14 protein-coding genes and 1 pseudogene are annotated in these 18,344 nt (G+C 67.9%); 5 read left to right on the top strand and 10 right to left on the bottom strand.

Annotated features, from left to right (window positions below; translation table 11 throughout):
- The 3 genes and pseudogenes from KHO18_RS05385 to KHO18_RS05375 all read left to right on the top strand — a co-directional run.
- Positions 1 to 297: pseudogene (locus tag KHO18_RS05385) on the top strand (Y-family DNA polymerase); the annotation flags it as partial.
- Between the two features lie 28 nt (positions 298 to 325).
- On the top strand, positions 326 to 3,808 hold the full coding sequence (locus KHO18_RS05380) for an error-prone DNA polymerase (protein ID WP_144196487.1): 3,483 nt from the start codon (positions 326 to 328) through the stop codon (positions 3,806 to 3,808).
- Positions 3,809 to 3,942: 134 nt separating this feature from the next.
- Entirely contained in the window at positions 3,943 to 4,368 is a 426-nt protein-coding gene (locus KHO18_RS05375; RefSeq protein WP_144196488.1) for a phasin family protein, read from the top strand.
- 42 nt (positions 4,369 to 4,410) lie between these two features.
- Here KHO18_RS05375 and KHO18_RS05370 read toward each other — a convergent pair whose 3' ends face one another.
- The 4 genes from KHO18_RS05370 to KHO18_RS05360 form a co-directional block, all read right to left on the bottom strand.
- Positions 4,411 to 5,253 (bottom strand): class II glutamine amidotransferase, encoded by an 843-nt coding sequence (locus tag KHO18_RS05370; protein WP_144196489.1) that lies wholly within the window; start codon positions 5,251 to 5,253, stop codon positions 4,411 to 4,413.
- A gap of 98 nt (positions 5,254 to 5,351) precedes the next feature.
- Complete coding sequence (locus KHO18_RS28630) at positions 5,352 to 5,483, bottom strand: hypothetical protein (protein WP_280527754.1); 132 nt, start codon at positions 5,481 to 5,483, stop codon at positions 5,352 to 5,354.
- A gap of 137 nt (positions 5,484 to 5,620) precedes the next feature.
- Entirely contained in the window at positions 5,621 to 8,005 is a 2,385-nt protein-coding gene (locus tag KHO18_RS05365) for a cytochrome P450/oxidoreductase (protein WP_144196490.1), read from the bottom strand.
- Positions 8,006 to 8,015: 10 nt separating this feature from the next.
- Entirely contained in the window at positions 8,016 to 9,017 is a 1,002-nt protein-coding gene (locus tag KHO18_RS05360) for a Bug family tripartite tricarboxylate transporter substrate binding protein (RefSeq protein WP_144196491.1), read from the bottom strand.
- Between the two features lie 103 nt (positions 9,018 to 9,120).
- Here KHO18_RS05360 and KHO18_RS05355 point away from each other — a divergent pair, with 103 nt between their 5' ends.
- Complete coding sequence (locus KHO18_RS05355; protein ID WP_144196492.1) at positions 9,121 to 9,945, top strand: IclR family transcriptional regulator; 825 nt, start codon at positions 9,121 to 9,123, stop codon at positions 9,943 to 9,945.
- Between the two features lie 21 nt (positions 9,946 to 9,966).
- Here the strand turns inward: KHO18_RS05355 and KHO18_RS05350 are convergent, their stop codons facing one another.
- The 4 genes from KHO18_RS05350 to hppD form a co-directional block, all read right to left on the bottom strand.
- Complete coding sequence (locus KHO18_RS05350; RefSeq protein ID WP_144196493.1) at positions 9,967 to 10,680, bottom strand: glutathione S-transferase N-terminal domain-containing protein; 714 nt, start codon at positions 10,678 to 10,680, stop codon at positions 9,967 to 9,969.
- A gap of 148 nt (positions 10,681 to 10,828) precedes the next feature.
- Complete coding sequence (locus KHO18_RS05345) at positions 10,829 to 12,025, bottom strand: amino acid aminotransferase (RefSeq protein WP_211942881.1); 1,197 nt, start codon at positions 12,023 to 12,025, stop codon at positions 10,829 to 10,831.
- 35 nt (positions 12,026 to 12,060) lie between these two features.
- Positions 12,061 to 13,449 (bottom strand): amino acid permease, encoded by a 1,389-nt coding sequence (locus KHO18_RS05340; protein ID WP_211942880.1) that lies wholly within the window; start codon positions 13,447 to 13,449, stop codon positions 12,061 to 12,063.
- A 170-nt stretch (positions 13,450 to 13,619) separates the two neighbouring features.
- Positions 13,620 to 14,693: a 4-hydroxyphenylpyruvate dioxygenase gene (gene hppD, locus KHO18_RS05335; RefSeq protein ID WP_144196496.1), complete on the bottom strand. Its 1,074-nt coding sequence runs from the start codon at positions 14,691 to 14,693 to the stop codon at positions 13,620 to 13,622.
- A gap of 194 nt (positions 14,694 to 14,887) precedes the next feature.
- Here hppD and KHO18_RS05330 point away from each other — a divergent pair, with 194 nt between their 5' ends.
- The gene (locus tag KHO18_RS05330) at positions 14,888 to 15,361 is read left to right on the top strand and encodes an Lrp/AsnC family transcriptional regulator (protein ID WP_144196497.1); all 474 of its coding nucleotides are present in this window, start codon (positions 14,888 to 14,890) and stop codon (positions 15,359 to 15,361) included.
- Between the two features lie 9 nt (positions 15,362 to 15,370).
- On the opposite strand, the gene KHO18_RS05325 is transcribed toward KHO18_RS05330, so the two are convergent.
- A complete protein-coding gene (locus KHO18_RS05325) occupies positions 15,371 to 15,712 on the bottom strand; it encodes a thioredoxin family protein (protein WP_144196498.1) in 342 nt (113 codons plus the stop codon).
- 74 nt (positions 15,713 to 15,786) lie between these two features.
- Positions 15,787 to 18,192 (bottom strand): ATP-dependent DNA helicase, encoded by a 2,406-nt coding sequence (locus tag KHO18_RS05320; protein WP_244844560.1) that lies wholly within the window; start codon positions 18,190 to 18,192, stop codon positions 15,787 to 15,789.
- Positions 18,193 to 18,344 lie beyond the last annotated feature (152 nt).

Here is an 18,344-nt window from a genome sequence, read left to right as displayed (position 1 = left end):
CCCGCCACCGGCACGCTGCCGCCCGAGCGGCCGCTGTGGCTGCTGGAGGCGCCCCGGCCGCTGCGCGTGCAGCGGCACCGGCCGGTCTACGAAGGCCCGCTGGTCATGCTCACCCGCCCCGAGCGCATCGAAGCCGGCTGGTGGGACGGCGGGCTGGCCACGCGTGACTATTTCATCGCCGAACGGGCGGACGGGCTGCGCTGCTGGGTCTATCGCGAGCGCCCCGGCCATCCCACCCGCAGCGGGCAGGAAGAGGGCGGCGAATACCGCTGGTTCCTGCACGGGCTGTTTGCCTGAGTTCACCTGAGTTTTTGACGTTTTCCCTATGCTGTCGTCGCTTCCCGGCCTCTCCTCGCTGCTGCCCTCGCTGCCCGATTACGCGGAGCTGCACTGCGTATCGAACTTCACGTTCCTCACTGGCGCCTCGCATCCGCAGGAACTGATCGCGCGCGCGTTCCAGCTCGGCTACAGCGGGCTGGCGCTGACCGACGAGTGCTCGGTGGCGGGCACGGCGCGCGCGCATCACGCCATCAAGGTGCTGCGCGAGGAGATGTGGGAGGCCGTGGCGCGCAGCGCCCGCCGGCTGGCGGCGGGGCAGGCGGACGGCGAGTTCGACGAGGCCGAAGGGGTCCATGTCTTCACCCCCGACGGGATGGGCGGGATGGATGAGATGGACGACATGGAGGAGGACGACCCCGACGCCCTGCCGCCCCTCGACGATGACCCCCACGACCCCGATGCCGCTGCGCACCGCCACCGCGTGCTGGAGGCGCGCGCCGCCGCTGCCGATGCGTTCAACGTGATCCTCGGCAGCCGCTTCACGCTGACCGCCTCCCCTGGGCAGCCCCCCGAGCCCTATGCCATGCCCATGCCGCCGCCGCGCCTGCTGCTGCTGGCGCAGAACCGCGAGGGCTTCGGCAATCTCTGCGAGTTCATCACGCTGGGCCGCACGCGGGCCGAGAAGGGCAGCTATCTGCTGTATCCGTCCGACCTCGCCAGCCCCGAGCCGGATCAGGCGCACCTGCGCGGCATGCCCGATTGCCTCGCCATCCTGCTGCCCGACTACTGCGCCGATCCCGATGTGCTGCGCGCGCAGGCGCTGTGGTGCCGGGAGACCTTCGGCGCGCGCGTGTGGATCGCACTGGAACTGCTGCAGGGCCATGCCGAGGCGCTGCACCGCACCCGGCTCCAGGCCGTGTCGGCGGAAACTGGCGTGCCGCTGGTGGCGGCCGGCGCCGTGACCATGCACGTGCGCTCGCGCAAGCCGCTGGCCGATGTGCTGACCGCCATCCGGCTCGGCCAGCCGCTGCCCGCCTGCGGCATGGCGCTGGCGCCCAATGCCGAGGCGCACCTGCGCATGCGGCAGGTGGTGTCGCGGCTCTATCCGCGCGAGGCGCTGGCGCAGACGCTGAAGATCGCCGAGCAGTGCCGGTTCTCGCTGGACACGCTGCGCTACGAATACCCCGAGGAACTGGTGCCCGAGGGCGAGACGCCGATCAGCTACCTGCGCAAGGAGGTGGAGCGGGGCAGGCTGGAGCGCTTTCCGCACGGCATGGAGCCCGAGTGGGAGGCGCAGCTTGAGGGCGAACTCGAACTGATCGAGGAAAAGCACTACGAGCCGTTCTTCCTGACCGTGCATGACATCGTGCGCTTCGCGCGCCAGCGCGGCATCCTGTGCCAGGGCCGGGGCTCGGCCGCCAACTCGCTGGTCTGCTACTGCCTGCATATCACCGAGGTGAGCCCGGAGCAGGCCAACCTGCTGTTCGGCCGCTTCCTCTCGCGCGAGCGCGACGAGCCGCCCGACATCGACGTCGATTTCGAGCACCAGCGGCGCGAGGAAGTGATCCAGTACATCTACGAGAAGTACGGCCGGCATCGCGCCGCGCTGGCCGCATCGCTGATTACCTACCGCTCCCGCAGCGCGCTGCGGGATGTGGGGCGCGCGCTCGGCATCGACCCGAGCGTGGTGGAGCAGGTGGTCAAGGGCCAGGCGTGGTGGGACGGCGGCACGGCGTTCCTGGAGCGCATCACGCGCTACGGCCTGGACCCCGACTCCCCGGCCGTGCGGCAATGGGCGAGCCTGACCGAGCAGCTGCGCGGCTTTCCGCGCCATCTGTCGCAGCACGTGGGCGGCTTCGTGATCGCGCGGCACAAGCTGTCGCGGCTGGTGCCGATCGAGAACGCGGCCATGGCCGACCGCAGCGTGATCCAGTGGGACAAGGACGACCTTGAATCGCTGGGGCTGCTCAAGGTGGATGTGCTCGCCCTCGGCATGCTCACGGCCATCCGGCGCGCGCTGGCGATGATCCCGAACCCCGAGCCCGAGCGGGCCGGGCTGCCGTGCCGCATGGAAGACCTGCCCGAGACCGACGACGAGACCTACGAGATGATCTGCCAGGCGGATACCGTGGGCGTGTTCCAGATCGAGTCGCGCGCGCAGCAGTCGATGCTGCCGCGCCTGCAGCCGCGCCAGTACTACGACCTCGTGGTGGAGGTGGCCATCGTGCGGCCCGGGCCGATCCAGGGCGGCATGGTGCACCCCTACCTCCAGCGGCGCGAGGCGTTGCGCCGCACCGGCAAGCTGCCGACCTACTTCAACGACGTGATCCGCCGCGTGCTGGGCCGCACGCTGGGCGTGCCGATCTTCCAGGAACAGGTGATGCAGCTGGCCATCGACGCAGCCGGCTTCACGCCGGGGCAGGCAGACCAGCTGCGCCGCTCGATGGCGGCGTGGCGGCGGCGCGGCGACCTCAAGAAGCATCAGGACGCGCTGGTGCGCGCGCTGACCTCGCGCGGCTATCCCGAATCCTTCGCGCTGGCCATCTGCAAGCAGATCGAGGGGTTTGGCGAATACGGCTTCCCGGAGAGCCACGCGGCGAGCTTCGCGAAGCTGGTCTATGTGAGCGCGTGGCTCAAGTGCCATCATCCGGACGCCTTCCTGTGCGGCCTGCTGAACAGCCACCCGATGGGCTTCTATTCGCCGTCGCAGCTGGTGCAGGACGCGCGCCGGCATGGCGTGGTGACGCAGCCCGTGGACGTGACCGTGAGCGGCTGGGAGAGCGCGCTGGAGGCCCGGCGCCCCGGCCAGCGCTACCGCGACGTGCGGCTGGGCCTGGGCCGCGTGCGCGGCATGCGCGAGGACGCCGCGCTGCGCATCGAGGCGGCGCGGGCCGAGCGGCCGTTCGACAGCGTGGAAGACCTGGCGCGGCGCGCGGGGCTGGACAAGCACGACATCGACGTCCTGGCCGCTGCCGACGCACTGGTGTCACTGGCCGGCCACCGGCGCCAGGCGCGCTGGCTGGCGCGCGGCGCGGCGGTGCAGTCCGTACACCGCGACCTGCTGCACGAGGCGCCCCCGGCCGAAGCCGAGCTGCTGCTGCCCGAGCCCAAGATCGGCGAAGACGTGGCCGCCGACTACGCCAGCCTGGGGCTCTCCCTGAAATGCCACCCGCTGACCCTGCTGCGCCGCCGCCTGACGGCGCTCAAGTTCCTCACCGCGCAGCAGCTATCACGGCTGGGCAACGGCCGCCGCGTGCGCGCGTGCGGCATCGTCACGGTGCGCCAGCGCCCCTCGACGGCCAATGGCACCATCTTCACCTCCATCGAGGACGAAACCGGGCCGATCAACGTGATCATCTGGCCTGACCTGGTGGAGCGGCAGCGCAAGGAGGTGCTGGGGGCCAGGCTGCTCGGGGTGATCGGCACCTGGCAAAGACAGGGCGAGGTCAGGCACCTGGTGGCGCAGGAACTGGTTGATCTGAGCCCGCTGCTGGGCAGGCTGATGGCGGAGAGCCGGGATTTTCATTGAGGGAGGGGGGCGAGCATCGTATCCGTCGCCCGTAGCACCTACACTTAGGCAACCGCGTGGCGATTGGCCGGCACGATCCGGCATGCCGCGCGGGCGGTTTTCGGCCTTCCCTACCCCCAACGAGGAGATGCGTCATGGCAACATCGCCCAATCCGTTTACCGATTTCACCAAGTTGCTCGAACAGTACAAGCTGCCCGGCGTCGACATGACGGCGGTGATCGAAGCGCGGCGCAAGGATATCGAGGCCATTACGGAGGCCAACAAGATTGCCTACGAAGGCATGCAGGCGCTGGTCCAGAAGCAGGCCGAGATCCTGAGCCAGAGCATGCAGGAGATTCAGGCTGCGGCCCAGAAGCTGGCCGCAGGCGGTGATCCCGCTGCGGCCATGGCCCGGCAGGGCGAATTCGTGCAGCAAGGCCTGCAGGCGGCGTTCAACAACATGCGCGAACTGGCGGAAATGGCGCAGAAATCGCAAGCCGAAGCGCTGGCCGTGATGACCCAGCGCGCGGAGCAGAACATCGAAGAGGCCAAGCGCCTGATGAAAATGCCCGGCAAGTAGGCGATGGGTGGCGACGATCCGGGTCCGGCCGGCGGCGCCCCATCAGGCCCGCGCCGGCAGCCGGGGCGTAAACCGCTGGTGCTGGATCTCGCCACCCTTGCCCACCAGGATCGTGGCCTCGGGGATTTCCTCCCAGACGCCCTGCACGTCGATCAGGGGCTCGGATAGCACGAGAAAGGCGTCGTCGCCGGCGGCGATGATGCGGGGGTCTTCCGGATAGAGCGCCCGCAACTGCCGGAACGATGTGCTGTGGAACAGCGAGCGCGACGCGCCTTCGCTGGAATAGCGCACGGCCACGATCTGCTGGCCGTCCGTGACGCAGACGGTCATGTTCAGCGGATGTTCCACATCGTGGCGATGCGCCACTTCCTCGATCAGGCCGGCCATCTGCTCCAGCGCGCCGCGCGGGTCGCGCTCCAGCCCGAACGTCAGCGCCAGGAAGAACATCACCTCGGAGTCGGTCGAGCCCTCGATCCAGCGGAACAGATGCGGCGCCACCGCCATCATCAGGTCGCGCCGCACCAGCGGAAAGTCGCGGATCAGCCCGTTGTGGACGAACAGCCAGCGGCCGAAGCGGAACGGGTGACAGTTGGTTTCCTGGGTGGGCGTGCCGGTGGCCGCCCGGATATGGGCGACGAACAGCGGCGCCCGCACCGCGCGGGCGGCCTCGCGCAGGTTGGTGTCGCTCCATGCCGGGTGCAGGCCGCGATAGCGGAACGGCAGTTCCGAGTGCCGCCCGTACCAGCCCACGCCGAAGCCGTCGCCGTTCGTCGTGGTGTGACCCAGCCGGGAGTTCAGGCTCTGGTCGATCAGGGAGTGCTCGGGCTGGAACAGCACAGCCTCGAGCGGGACGGAACGGCCGGAATAGGCCAGCCAGCGGCACATGGGGGCATCTCCTGGGTGGGGGCTCTCCACTTCAGGATAGCAACTACACGCGTGTTGTGACGGATGCGACCGATGGTTGATCGACAGTTGCCATGCTGCTATGCAGCAATCCGGGCGGCATCCGTGGCTGCATCGGCGTCCTGCTTCCAGGCAATGTCCTTCACCGTCTTCAGCGTGTCGTCGAAAACCACGGTGGCAACCTGTTTCGACATGATGCTGTCAATGTTCACTCACTCGCTCCGTTCTGCTTGAGGTCTGTAGGCGTGGCCGCAGCGCAGGAAGCCCGCTCTGCGGCCATACCGCCAGATATCGGCAGGGTGGGGCGAAATCTGTAGCCTTGACCTTGACCTTGACCTTGACCTTGACCTTACAGCTCCAGCACCAGCTTCCCGCCCGCCACCGCCCGCGAGCAGCAGGCCATCATCCGGTGGTTCGCCTCGCGTTCGCCGCGCGTGAGCACCACGTCGCGGTGGTCCACCTGGCCCGCCAGGACGCGCACCTCGCAGGAGCCGCACAGGCCTTCCTCGCAATCGCTCTGCACGTCGATGTTGGCGCAGCGCAGCGCGGTCAGCAGCGTCTGGTGGGCGGGCACCTCCACCGTCAGGCCGGAATCCTTGAGTTCGACGGTGAACGCCTGTTCCCGCGACGGATCGAGCGTGCCGAGCGCCGAGACGAAGTGCTCCACGCGCAGCGCATCCTCCGGCCACGCGGTGCAGTGGTCTTCCAGCGCCGCGATCATGCGCGCCGGGCCGCAGGCGTAGATCTGCGTTTGCGGGTCGGGTGTGCCGAGCAGCGCGGCGAAGTCGGCGCGCTGGCCTTCGTCGCCCGCATGGACGTGCAGCCGGTGGCCATGCAGCGCGGCCAGTTCCTCGCGCAGGGCCATGCTGGCGCGCGATCTGCCGCAGTAGTGGAACGTATAGTCGATGCCCAATTCGCGCGCCCGTCGCGCCATCGCGCTGACCGGCGTCACGCCAATGCCGCCGGCGATGAAGATCGCCTTGCGGCAGCCTTCGTCGAGCCGGAAATGGTTGCGCGGGCCACGGATGCGGAGCCGGTCTCCGGCGCGCAGCACGTCATGCACCCAGGCCGAGCCGCCCCGGCTGTCAGCCTCGCGCAGCACGGCGATCTCGAAGGCGCCTGCGTCGGCCGGATCGCCGCATAGCGAATACTGGCGCGAGATCCCGGTCTGGCCGCATTCCACGTCGATGTGGGCGCCCGGCGCCCAGCGCGGCAGCGCCTTGCCATCGGGCGCTACCAGCCGCAGCCGCACCACGTTGTCCGCCACCGGGTCGATGCGCTCCACCACCACGGTGCGGGCGATGGCGTGTCCGGTGGGCTCGCCAATCCGCACGGCGTCACGCCAGACCAGCACCGACGGATCGGCGCGCTCGGGATTGCGCGCCGGGTCCCATTCGACCCAGAGATGCTCCGGGCCCCGGAACGAGGTGTTCGGCACGTAGGTGAATGACTGCTCGGCCAGCCGCAGATGGGGCAGCCGGCGCGTCAGTTCCTCCAGGAAGACCTGCATCTCCATGCGCGCGAGGTTCTTGCCCATGCACTGGTGCGAGCCGTAGCCGAAGGTCAGCTGGTCACTGGCATTGTCCCGGCGGATGTCGAACAGGTCCGCATCGGCGAAATGCCGTTCGTCATGATTGGCGGACGAGGTGACGATCAGCAGCTTGCTGCCGGCCGGCAGGGCGATGCCGCCGACCTGCGCATCCCGCGTGACCAGCCGCCGCCACGCCGCCACCGAGCCGTTGTGGCGCAGGCATTCCTCCACCGCGTTGGGGATCAGCGCCGGGTCCGCGCAGATCTCGCGCCAGGTATCGGGATGCTGGAGCAGCAGCTTGATCGCGTTGGCGGACGCATTGGCCGTGGTCTCGTGCGCCGCCACGATGCCCGCCATCATCATCGAATGGAGATAGGAGTCGGTGACCACCTCGGGCAGCTCGCGCTGCTTGCGCAGGCCGTACTGCATCCAGCCGGGCGCGTCCGGGTTCTCGCGCATCTTGTCGAGGATCTTGCCGGCCAGCTGCCAGAAATTGCCCACCGCGTGCGCCACGGCCACCTGCTCCTCGGGCTTGGGGCGGCCCCAGGTGTTCACCGTATGGGCGATCGAATACTGGCGCAGCCGGTCCATGTCCTCTTCGGGCACGCCGAGGAAGTGCAGCGCCACGGTCAGCGGCACTTCCCAGAGCATCTGGTCGACCAGGTCGGCGCGCCCGCTGTCGATGAATCGATCGACATATTCGCGCGTCAGCTGGCGCACCATCGGCTCATGGTGCGCCAGTTCGGCCGGCGTGAACGGTTCCATCAGCGCGCGGCGGCGCGGCATGTGGGCCGGCTCGTCCTCGTTGACCAGCGTACGGTTCATCGCATAGCCATAGGAGGCCAGCACCGCGTTGGCCTCGTCGCCCGTGGGCGTGATTTTCTCCAGGGCGATGGACGGGCTGAAGGTCAGGTTGTCGCGGAAGATCGCCTTGATGTCGTCATAGCGCGTGACCACCCAGTAGCCCAGCTTCGGGCTGTAGAAGACCGGCTCCTGCTCGCGCGACCAGCGCACGTAGTCGGGCGGGTCCTGCTGGTAGCCGTCCTCGAACGGATCGAACGTGGCCGCGTGGGCGCTTACCGGGCAGCCGTTGGGCGCCCGCAGCGCGGTGTGGTCGATGGGACAACCGCCCGGACGGGCGGCGGCGGACGAGGAGGAGGACGAGGAGGACGAGGAGGAAGAAGGCGTGGCGGATGACGACATACAGCGAACCTCAGTTATCGAGCGTGATCTTCAGGTCGTGGATCAGCTTGGTCCAGCGCGCGATCTCGCTGCGCAGCAGGTCGCTGTATTGCGCGGGGGTGTTGCCTACCGGCTCCACGCCAAAATCGACCAGCTTCTTGTGGATGGCCGGCTCCTTGATGGCCGCCACCACCTGCTTGTTCAGCGTGGCGATCACCTCGGGCGGCGTGGCCGCCGGCACCACCATGCCGACCAGCGCCGCGGCTTCCACGTTCCGGTAGCCGAGCTCGGCGAAGGTTGGCACGTCCGGCAGCTGGGGCAGGCGCGTGGCGTTGGCCACCGCCAGCGGGCGCACCTTGCCGCCCTTGATGAAGCCGGCGCCGGCGGCGTAGTCGACCATCATCGCGGGAATCTGGCCTGCCGCCACGTCGGACAGCGCGGGCGCCGCACCGCGATACGGCGCATGGGTCATGGTCAACTGGGCTTCCACCTTGAGCAGTTCCATGGCCAGGTGGTGCGGGCTGCCGGCCCCGGCAGACCCGTAGTTCACGCCGCCCGGCGCGGCCTTCACCTGGGCGATGAACTCCTGCGCGCTCTTGGCGGTGGTGCCCGGCCCAACCACCAGGATCATCGGAAAGCGGCCCAGCAGCGTCACCGGCGCGAGATCCTTGGCCGGGTTGTACGAGAGCGTCTTGTAGAGCGCGGGGTTGAAGACCAGCGTGCCGTTGTCCGCCGAGAGCACCGTGTAGCCATCGGCCGCCGCGCGTGCCGTCTCCGATGCGCCAATCGCCGTGTTGCCGCCCGGCTTGTTGTCCACCACCACGGGCTGGCCCAGCTTGGCGGAGAGCCCCTGCCCGATGGTGCGGGCGAGGAAGTCCGAGCCGCCGCCGGCCGGGTAGGGCACGATCCAGCGGATTGGCTTGCTGGGGTAGGCGTCGGCGGCGTGGGCCGAAGGGGCGGCGAAGGAAAAGGCAAGGGAAAAGACGAAGGGAAGGGATGCCGCGATGAGGCCGGCAGCGCGATGGCGGGGCATGGGTGCTTGTCTCCTTGGTATTTGGCCGGATAGTATTCGGCCTTGTTTTGCGTAAATCATATACGCAATGCGTAATCGTTGAATTGGGGGTTAACCCAACGCCATGCCAGCCATACCCGACATTCCCAGTAGTCCAGAGCAGGAAGCCCGCCCGCGCGAGCGCCGCCAGCGCGTGCAGGCCGCCGAGACCGGCATGGCCGTGCTCAAGGGGCTGGCGCGCCTGGGCGGCCGCGCCAGCCTGACGGCCATCGCGGCGCATATCGACGAAAGCCCGGCCAAGGTGCATCGCTATCTGGCGAGCCTGATCGAGGAGGGGCTGGTGGCGCAGGAGAGCGGCACGCAGCAGTACCACCTGGGGCTGGAGGCGCTCCAGATCGGGCTGGCCGCAATGCGGCAGGCAGACCCGATCCGGCTGGCCGAGGCGTCGCTGATCCGGCTGCGCGAGCGGCTGGAGATCACCTGCTTTATCGCCGTGATGGGCAACAAGGGGCCGACCATCGTCCGCTTCGAGGAACCGGGCCTGCCCGTGACCGTGAACGTGCGGGTGGGATCGGTGATGCCGCTGCTGTGGTCGGCCACGGGCCGCGTGTTCCTGGGTTTGCTCGACGACCAGCGCGTGCAGGCGCTGGCGGAGGCGGAACTGCAGGCGGCCACGCCGGAGCAGCGCGCGCTGCTCGACGCCCGGGACCCGCTCGGCCCGCTGCGCGCGGCGGTGCGGGCCGACGGCTGCGCGGCCGTGCGCGATACCAACCTGAAGGGGATCAGCGCCGTGGCGGCGCCGGTGCGGGACTACACGGGGCGGGTCTGTGCGGTGCTGACCGCGCTGGGCGCCACGGGCGGCTTCGACCCATCGATCGACGGGCCGATTGGCCGTGCGGTGCGCGAGGAAGCGGCGGCGGTGAGCACCCTGCTGGGCTTCACCGCCTGATTCCTGCGCCCGCGGAGGGGCTTACTCGGGACGCTTGGGGATGTTCACCGCGCGCTGCACGGCGGGGCGGGCCAGGAAGGCGTCGAGCACGCGGCGCACTTCGGTGAAGTCGTCGAACCCGACGAGGCTGCCGGCCTCATAGAAACCCACCAGATTGCGCACCCACGGGAAGGTGGTCATGTCGGCAATCGTGTAGTCATCGCCCATGATCCACTGCCGGCCCTTGAGCCGCTCATTAAGCACGCCCAGCAGCCGGCGCGACTCCGCCACGTAGCGGTCGCGCGGGCGCTTGTCCTCGTACTCCTTGCCGGCGAACTTGTGGAAGAAGCCGATCTGGCCAAACATCGGCCCGATGCCGCCCATCTGGAACATGACCCACTGAATCGTCTCGTAGCGGGCCGCCGGGTCCGTGGACATGAACTTGCCGGTCTTCTCGGCGAGATAAATCAGGATCGCCCCCGACTCGAACAGCGCCAGCGGCTTGCCGCCCGGCCCATTCGGATCCAGGATCGCCGGGATCTTGTTGTTCGGGTTCAGCGACAGGAACTCGGGCGTCATCTGGTCATCCTTGTCGAAGCGCACCAGGTGCGGCTCGTAGGGCAGGCCCAGCTCCTCCAGCATCAGCGAAACCTTGATGCCGTTGGGGGTATTCAGCGAATACAACTGCAGGCGCTCGGGGTGCTGCGCCGGCCATTTGCGGGTGATCGGGAAGGCGGACAAATCTGCTGCGGCCATGCACGGGCTCCTGTTGGCATCTTGGGATGATCCGCGATGGTAAACCGGATGGCGGAATGCTGCCGGGGCGACTCCCGCCCACCCCACAAACAAAACAGGCCGCGATAGCGGCCCGTCCCGTTACATATGCATCACAAGCGAGGAAGCCTCACCCCTTCAACACTTCCCCAATCGCACTCGCCACCACGCCCACATTGCGCTCGTTCAGCCCGGCCACGCACATGCGGCCCGAGCGGAGGATGTACACGCCGTGCTCGGCCTTCAGGCGTTCGACCTGATCGGCCGAGAGGCCGGTGTACGTGAACATGCCGCGCTGGGTGATGTAGCGCGAGAGCGCTTCGCCGCTGACATGGTCGCGCAGTTTGTCGTGGATGGCCTGGCGCATGTGGGCGATGCGCTTGCACATGGCCGCCAGCTCCTGCTCCCAGCTGGCGCGCAGGGCGGGCGTGGTCAGCACGCGGGCCACCACGCGGGCGCCGTGGGTGGGCGGGTTGCTGTAGTTGGCGCGCACGGCGCCGGTCAGCTGGCCCAGCACGCGGCTGGCTTCGTCGGCGCTCTGGCAGATCACGCTCAGGCCGCCGCAGCGCTCGCCATACAGCGAGAAGTTCTTCGAGAACGAGTTGGCCACCAGTGCCGGCACGTTCTGGCGGGCCAGTTCGCGCACGGCGAAGGCGTCGTCGTCGAGCCCCGCGCCAAAGCCCTGGTAGGCCATGTCCACGAAGGGCAGCAGCTTGCGCGCCTTGAGCACCGCGAAGACCTGGCGCCACTGGTCCTGGTTCAGGTCCACACCGGTCGGGTTGTGGCAGCAGGCGTGCAGCAGCACGATGCCACCTTGCGGAATGGCTTCGATGGCCGCCAGCATGGCGTCGAACTGCAGGCCGCCCGTGGCGGGGTCGTAGTACGGGTACGAATTCACCTGGAAGCCGGCGCGCTCGAAGACCACGCGGTGGTTCTCCCAGCTCGGGTCGCTGATCCACATCTGCGCGGTGGGGAAGTAGCGCTTCAGGAAGTCGGCACCCACGCGCAGCGCGCCGGAGCCGCCCAGCGTCTGCAGCGTGGCGATGCGGCCTTCGGCGCGGGCGGCGCAGTCTTCGCCAAACACCAGCGCCTGCACGGCCTGGCGGTAGCCGGGAATGCCAGCCATCGGCAGGTAGGGGCGCGGGCCCATGTCCGCGAGCAGCGCGGCTTCGGCTTCGGCCACGGCCTGCATCACCGGCAGGCGGCCTTCGCCGTCGAAATAGATGCCGATGCTCAGGTTGACCTTGTTGGTACGCGGGTCCTGCTGGAAGTCCTCGTTGAGCGAGAGGATCGGGTCGCCCGGAAAGGCTTCGATATGTTCGAACATGGGAAGGCTCTGGCTGTGTTTCAGGGGGCGGTGACTCATTGCGCCTGCACGCTCGGGGCGCGCAGCGCGGCGGCGGCGTTCTTTTGCCGGAGGCGATAGCTTACGCCAAGTACGCCAAGCCATACCGGAATGAGATACACCGAGAGTCGCAGGCCGGGTGTCAGATACATCACATAGAGGATGCCTGCCAGGAACGCGAGGGTCAGGTAGTTGGTCAGCGGATAGCCCAGGCTCTGGAAGCGCGTGGTCTGGCCGGCCAGGCGCTTGTCGCGGCGGAACTTCAGGTGGATCAGGCTGATCATGGCCCAGTTGATGATCAGGGCCGACACCACCAGGCCCATCAGCAGCTCGAAGGCTTCGCCCGGCATGAAGTAGTTGATCAGCACGCAGGCGCCGGTGGCCAGCGCGGACACGCCCAGCGCGGCCAGCGGAATGCCACGGCGGTTCACCTTCATCAGCGCCTTGGGCGCGTTGCCCTGCTGCGCCAGCCCCAGCAGCATGCGGCTGTTGCAGTAGACGCCGCTGTTGTAGACGGACAGCGCCGCCGTCAGCACCACCAGGTTCAGCACATGGGCCACCGCCGCGCTATCCAGCGCGTGGAAGATCAGCACGAACGGGCTGCCGCCAGTGACCACCTTCTCCCACGGATACAGCGACAGCAGCACCGCCAGCGCGCCGACGTAGAAGATCAGGATGCGGTAGATCACCTGGTTGGTGGCCTTGGGAATGCTTTTCTCGGGGTTGTCTGCCTCGGCGGCGGTAATGCCCACCAGCTCCAGGCCGCCGAACGAGAACATGATCACGGCCATCGCCATCACCAGGCCGCCCAGGCCGTTCGGGAAGAAACCGCCGTGCTGCCACAGGTTGGCCACGGAGGCCTCCGGGCCCGCGCCGCCGGACATCAGCAGGTAGCCGCCAAAGCCGATCATGCCGATGATGGCCGCCACCTTGATGATGGAGAACCAGAACTCCATCTCGCCGAACGACTTCACGCTGGACAGGTTGATCACGTTGATCAGCACGAAGAACGCCAGCGCGGAGATCCACGTGGGCAGTTCCGGCCACCAGTACTGCACGTAGATGCCCACGGCCGACAGTTCGGCCATGCTCACCAGGATGTAGAGCACCCAGTAGTTCCAGCCGGACATGAAGCCGGCGAAGTGGCCGCAGTATTTATTGGCGAAGTAGCTGAAGGAGCCGGCGACGGGCTCGTCCACCACCATCTCGCCCAGCTGGCGCATGATGAAAAACGCGACGATGCCGGCCAGCGCGTAGCCGAGCAGCACGGCCGGGCCGGCCATCTTGATGGTCTGGGCAATGCCCAGGAAGAGCCCGGTGCCGATGGCGCCGCCAAGGGCAATCAGCTGGATGTGACGATTCTTCAGGCCACGCTGAAGCGTGCCGTCCTGTTGGGGGGCGTGCATGGAGTTGTGTCCTCTACTTATCTGGCCATCCTCGTGGAATGGCGATCACGTCTCTTTGGGGGCGGACGCTATGAAAATACCGCCGGCGCGGGTAGCTCCGGCGGCAGGGAGGGGTCAGGCGTCCCGGGAGGACGCCTGACCAGGTGAAGCGGGGAAAAACGGGGGAAGGGTCAGACCTTGAGCGTGCCGCGCTCGATCTGGTCGCGCTCGAGCGATTCGAACAGCGCCTTGAAGTTGCCTTCGCCGAAGCCTTCGTCGCCGGAACGCTGGATGTATTCGAAGAACACCGGGCCCAGCGCGGCCTTCGAGAAGATCTGGAGCAGCAGGCGGGGCTTGCCGCCCTCGGTGGTGCCGTCCAGCAGGATGCCGCGCGCCTTGAGCTGGTCCACCGGCTGGCCGTGGCCCGGCAGGCGGTTGGCCAGCGCGTCGTAGTAATAGTCGTTCGGCGCCGTCATCAGCTCCACGCCGGCCAGCTGCAGGTTGTCGATGACCTCGATCAGGTTGTCCGTCAGGAAGGCGATGTGCTGGATGCCCTCGCCATTGAACGCCATCAGGAATTCCTCGATCTGGCCGCTGCCCTTGGACGACTCCTCGTTCAGCGGAATGCGGATCTTGCCGTCCGGCGCCGTCATCGCCTTCGAGGTCAGGCCGGTGTACTCGCCCTGGATGTCGAAGTAGCGGATTTCGCGGAAGTTGAACAGGCGTTCGTAGAAGTTCGCCCAGTAGGCCATGCGGCCACGGTAGACGTTGTGCGTCAGGTGATCGATCAGGCGCAGGCCGTGGCCCACCGGGCGGCGGTCCACGCCGTCCAGGAATTCGAAGTCGATGTCATAGATCGACTTGCCGTCCTCGAAGCGGTCGATCAGGTACAGCGGCGCACCGCCGATGCCCTTGATCGCGGGCAGGCGCAGCTCCATCGGGCCCGTGGCGATCTCGATCGGCTGGGCGCCCAGCATCAGCGCGCGGTTGTACGCCTTGTGGGAGTCCTTCACGCGGAAGGCCATGCCGCAGGCGCTCGGGCCGTGCTCGGCGGCGAAATAGGCGGCCTCGCTGTGCGGCTCGTTGTTGATGATGAAATTGATGTCGCCCTGGCGGTACAGCAGCACATCCTTGGAGCGGTGGCGGGCCACCAGCGAGAAGCCCATCTTTTCGAACAGGGGTTCCAGAACGTTCGGCGTCGGCGAGGCGAATTCGACGAACTCGAAGCCCATCAGCTGCATCGGGTTTTCAAAGAGATCGGCCATGGTGTGCTCTACAAGGAAGTGGGGGCAAGGGAGTCCAGCGGGGGGCTGGAAATCGGATTTCAGCGACTTTCAAAGCCGTCCGAACTGGAATCGAGTGTATAACCCGCGCCGGTAAATAGGATTTCGTTCGGGACGCAGGGAAACCCTGAAATGTGAGATAAGATTTCGCAAAATCGCGCTTTGAGGAAACGGAAATGCAGAATACCGAGCTAGACCGCACGGATCGCCGCTTGCTGGGGGTGCTGCAGGAGAACGGACGGGCCAGCAATCTGGAGCTGGCGGAGGCCATCAGCCTGTCGCCGGCGCAGACGCTGCGGCGTCACCGCCGCCTGGAGGAGAGCGGCATCATCAAGCGCTATGAGGCGCGGCTGGACAGCACCGCGCTGGGCTTCGGCGTCACCGCCTTTATCCATGTGACGATGGAGCGCGGCCATATCCGCGACCTGTCCAAGTTCAAGGGGCTGGTGGCGGAACTCGCCCAGATCCAGGAGTGCTTCTCCGTCACCGGCGATATCGACTACGTGCTGAAGGTGGTGGCCAAGGATCTGAAGTCGCTCTCGGACTTCCTGCTGGACACGCTGATGCGCATTCCCGGCGTGAGCGGGGTCAAGTCCAGCGTCTGCCTGGACGAGATCAAATGCACCAGCGCGATGCCGCTGGAGGCTTGATTCGTGTGATTAGTGCGTCACTGACGCGCCGTCGATCTGCGCCATCGCCTCGGCAATCGCCTGCGCGTCGTCGGGGCGCACCAGCCGGGCCACTTCCTGGCCATCGCGCAGGAACACCAGCGTCGGCCACAGCTTCACGCGGAACGAGCGGCCAAGCGGCCGGCCGCTGCCGTCCTCCACCTTGATATGCCGGATGGCCGGATGCTTGCCGAACGCGGTCTCGATCAGCGGCTGGGCGCGCATGCAGAACCCGCACCACGGTGCCCCGAACTCCAGCAGCGTGGCGCCCTGCAGCGCGTCGATTTCCGCGCGGGTGGGCTCGGTGGCGGCAAAGGCCTTGGTCATGCTCATTCTTGGGTCTCCGTCGTGGCTTACCCCTTCGGGGCAAGTAAGGGCAAGCGAGAACCGCGCCAGAAGCGCTGCCGTCATTCTGCCAGTGGCTGCGCCAGCGCGTGCGGCGTGCCGACACCGGTTTTTGCCATCGGCGCGACAGATTTACGCGCCGGGGTGTCGATTACCCACCACGCGGGCAGCAGCGCCTGCACCTCGGGCCGCCCGAAGCGGTCATCGATCAGCCACACCACGCCCCGGTCTTCGCGCGTGCGGATGACCCGCCCGGCGGCCTGCACCACCTTGCGCAGCCCCGGATACAGATAGGCATAGGCGTAGCCGTCGCCAAACGCGGCCGCCATGCGCTCGCGCAACTGCTCGTTCACATCATTCACCTGCGGCAGCCCCAGCGTGGCCACGAAGGCGCCGATCAGGCGGTCGCCGGGCAGGTCCACCCCTTCCGAGAACACCCCGCCCAGCACCGCAAAGCCGATGCCGCGCCCGCCCGGCGCGAACTGGCCGAGGAACGCGGCCTGCCCCGCCTCGTCCATGCCGCGCGCCTGGGCCCAGGTGGGGAGGCCCGGATGCTGCGCGGCCAGCAGATCGGCGGCCTGGCGCAGGTAGTCGTGGCTGCTGAAGAAGGCGAGGTAGTTGCCGGGCCGCCGCGCGTACTGGTCGGCCATCAACTGCACGATGGCCGGCAGCGAGCGCTGGCGCTGGGTATAGCGCGTGGAAATATGGCGGGCGATATGCACGTCGAGCTGGTCCGCGTGGAAGGGCGAGGGCACCTCCACCCAGACGGCGCTGGCGGGCAGGCCGAGCATGTCGGTGTAGTAGTCCGCCGGCTGGAGCGTGGCCGAGAACAGCGTGGTGGCGTGCGCACCGGCAAAGCGCGGGCGCAGGAACGGCGCGGGCAGCAGGTTGCGCACGCAAAGCTGGGCCTGCACGCCGCCGCGCAGGCCGGGCGCGCGTGTGACCTCGAACAGGGAGTGCTGGCCGCCATGGTCGGGCAGTTGTTCGGTCAGGCGCAGGAAGTGCAGGGCGTCGAAGTAGAAACGCTCCAGCGTGGCGTCCTGCTGGCGGGGATGGGCGCTCAGGTGTTCAAGGATCGCGCCGCAGAGCTGGGTCAGCGCCTCCACCAGCGCGGCGGGGGCGGTCGTGTGGGTTTCGAAGGGCGTATCGCTGGCTCGCGCCAGCGCCTGCCATGCCCGATGGAGGCGGTTCACCGGCCGCGACAGCGCCTTGGGCGCGGCCAGCCGCACGCCCCGGAAGGCCACGGGGTCGAGCATGGCCGTGTACATGGCGCGGCCGCGCTCCACCAGATTGTGGGCCTCGTCCACCAGCACGCTGGCGCGCCAGCCGTTCAGCACGGTCAGCGCGTACAGCATGGCACTGCGGTCGAAGTAGTAGTTGTAGTCGGCCACTACCAGATCGCTCCAGCGGATCATCTCCTGCGCAAGATAGTAGGGGCAGACGTTGTGCTGGCGGGCGATTCCGCGCATGGCGTCCCGGTCGAGCAGCGGCACGGCGGCGGCGGCTTCCCGGGCGGCGGGCAGGCGGTCGTAAAAGCCTTGCGCGAGGGGGCAGGATTCGCCGTGGCAGGCCAGTTCGGGGTGTTCGCACGCCTTGTCGCGGGCGGTCAGCTCCAGCACGCGCAGGGGCAATGGGTCGCAACCCCGGTCGCCTTCCCCCCGAAGCTGTGCCGCGGCCTGCAAGGCCACCGCGCGGCCTGTGGTGCGTGCGGAGAGGAAGAACAGCTTGTCCAGGCGCTGCCCCGGCATCGACTTCAGCGCCGGAAACACCGTCCCGATCGACTTGCCGATGCCCGTGGGCGCCTGCGCCAGCAGCGTGCGCGCCGCCACGTTGGCCTTGTAGACCGACTCCGCCAGCACGCGCTGGCCGGGCCGGAAATCGCCATGCGGGAAGGTCAGCGCCACCAGCCCGGCATCGCGCGCCTGACGGTGGGCGATCTCGCGCTCGGCCCATTGCAGGAAGCGCCGGCAACTGGCCTCGAAGAAGGCGCGCAGGGCGGCGGCGTCGTGGCGCTCCTGCTCCACGCGTTCGCGCTGGCTCAGGATGTCGAAATAGACCACGGCGATGTCGATCCCGGCCAGCCCGCGCGCCTGGCACAGCAGCCAGCCGTAGACCTTGGCCTGCGCCCAGTGCAGTGCCCGGTGGTTGGCGGGCACCTCGACCCCTTCGCCGCGCACGGTCTTGATTTCCTCGAGCCGGTTGGCGGCGGGGTCGTAGCCATCGGCGCGGCCCCGCACGTGCAGTCCTTCGAACATGCCGGAGAGGGATACCTCCGCTTCATAGCCCGGCCCGCGCCGGCTCGTGACCACGCCGTGGCCCGCTACGCCTTCCTGTGCGGTGGGCGAGGGCGTGAAGCGCAGGTCGAGATCTCCCGCCTTGGCCGTGAACTCGCACAGCGCCCGCACGGCAACCGTGTAGCGTGGTAGCGCAGGCGATTCGGGGATTTCCGGGGTGGATGTGGCGGACAAGGCGCGGCAGGCGGGGGCGACGAAATAACTGTATAAATATACAGTCTTTGCGGCGAAAGGAAAGCACGCGACGCTGTCAACGCCTAACGGAGCCATCCCCCAAAGGCTGCGCGGGCGCTCGGATGTGACGGGGTTGCACCCGCAGATACTCA

The organism is Cupriavidus campinensis (genome assembly GCF_905397395.1).
GTDB lineage: Bacteria > Pseudomonadota > Gammaproteobacteria > Burkholderiales > Burkholderiaceae > Cupriavidus > Cupriavidus campinensis.
The sequence above is the reverse complement of the archived record's forward strand: the minus strand, read 5'-3'. Positions and strand labels throughout refer to the sequence as shown.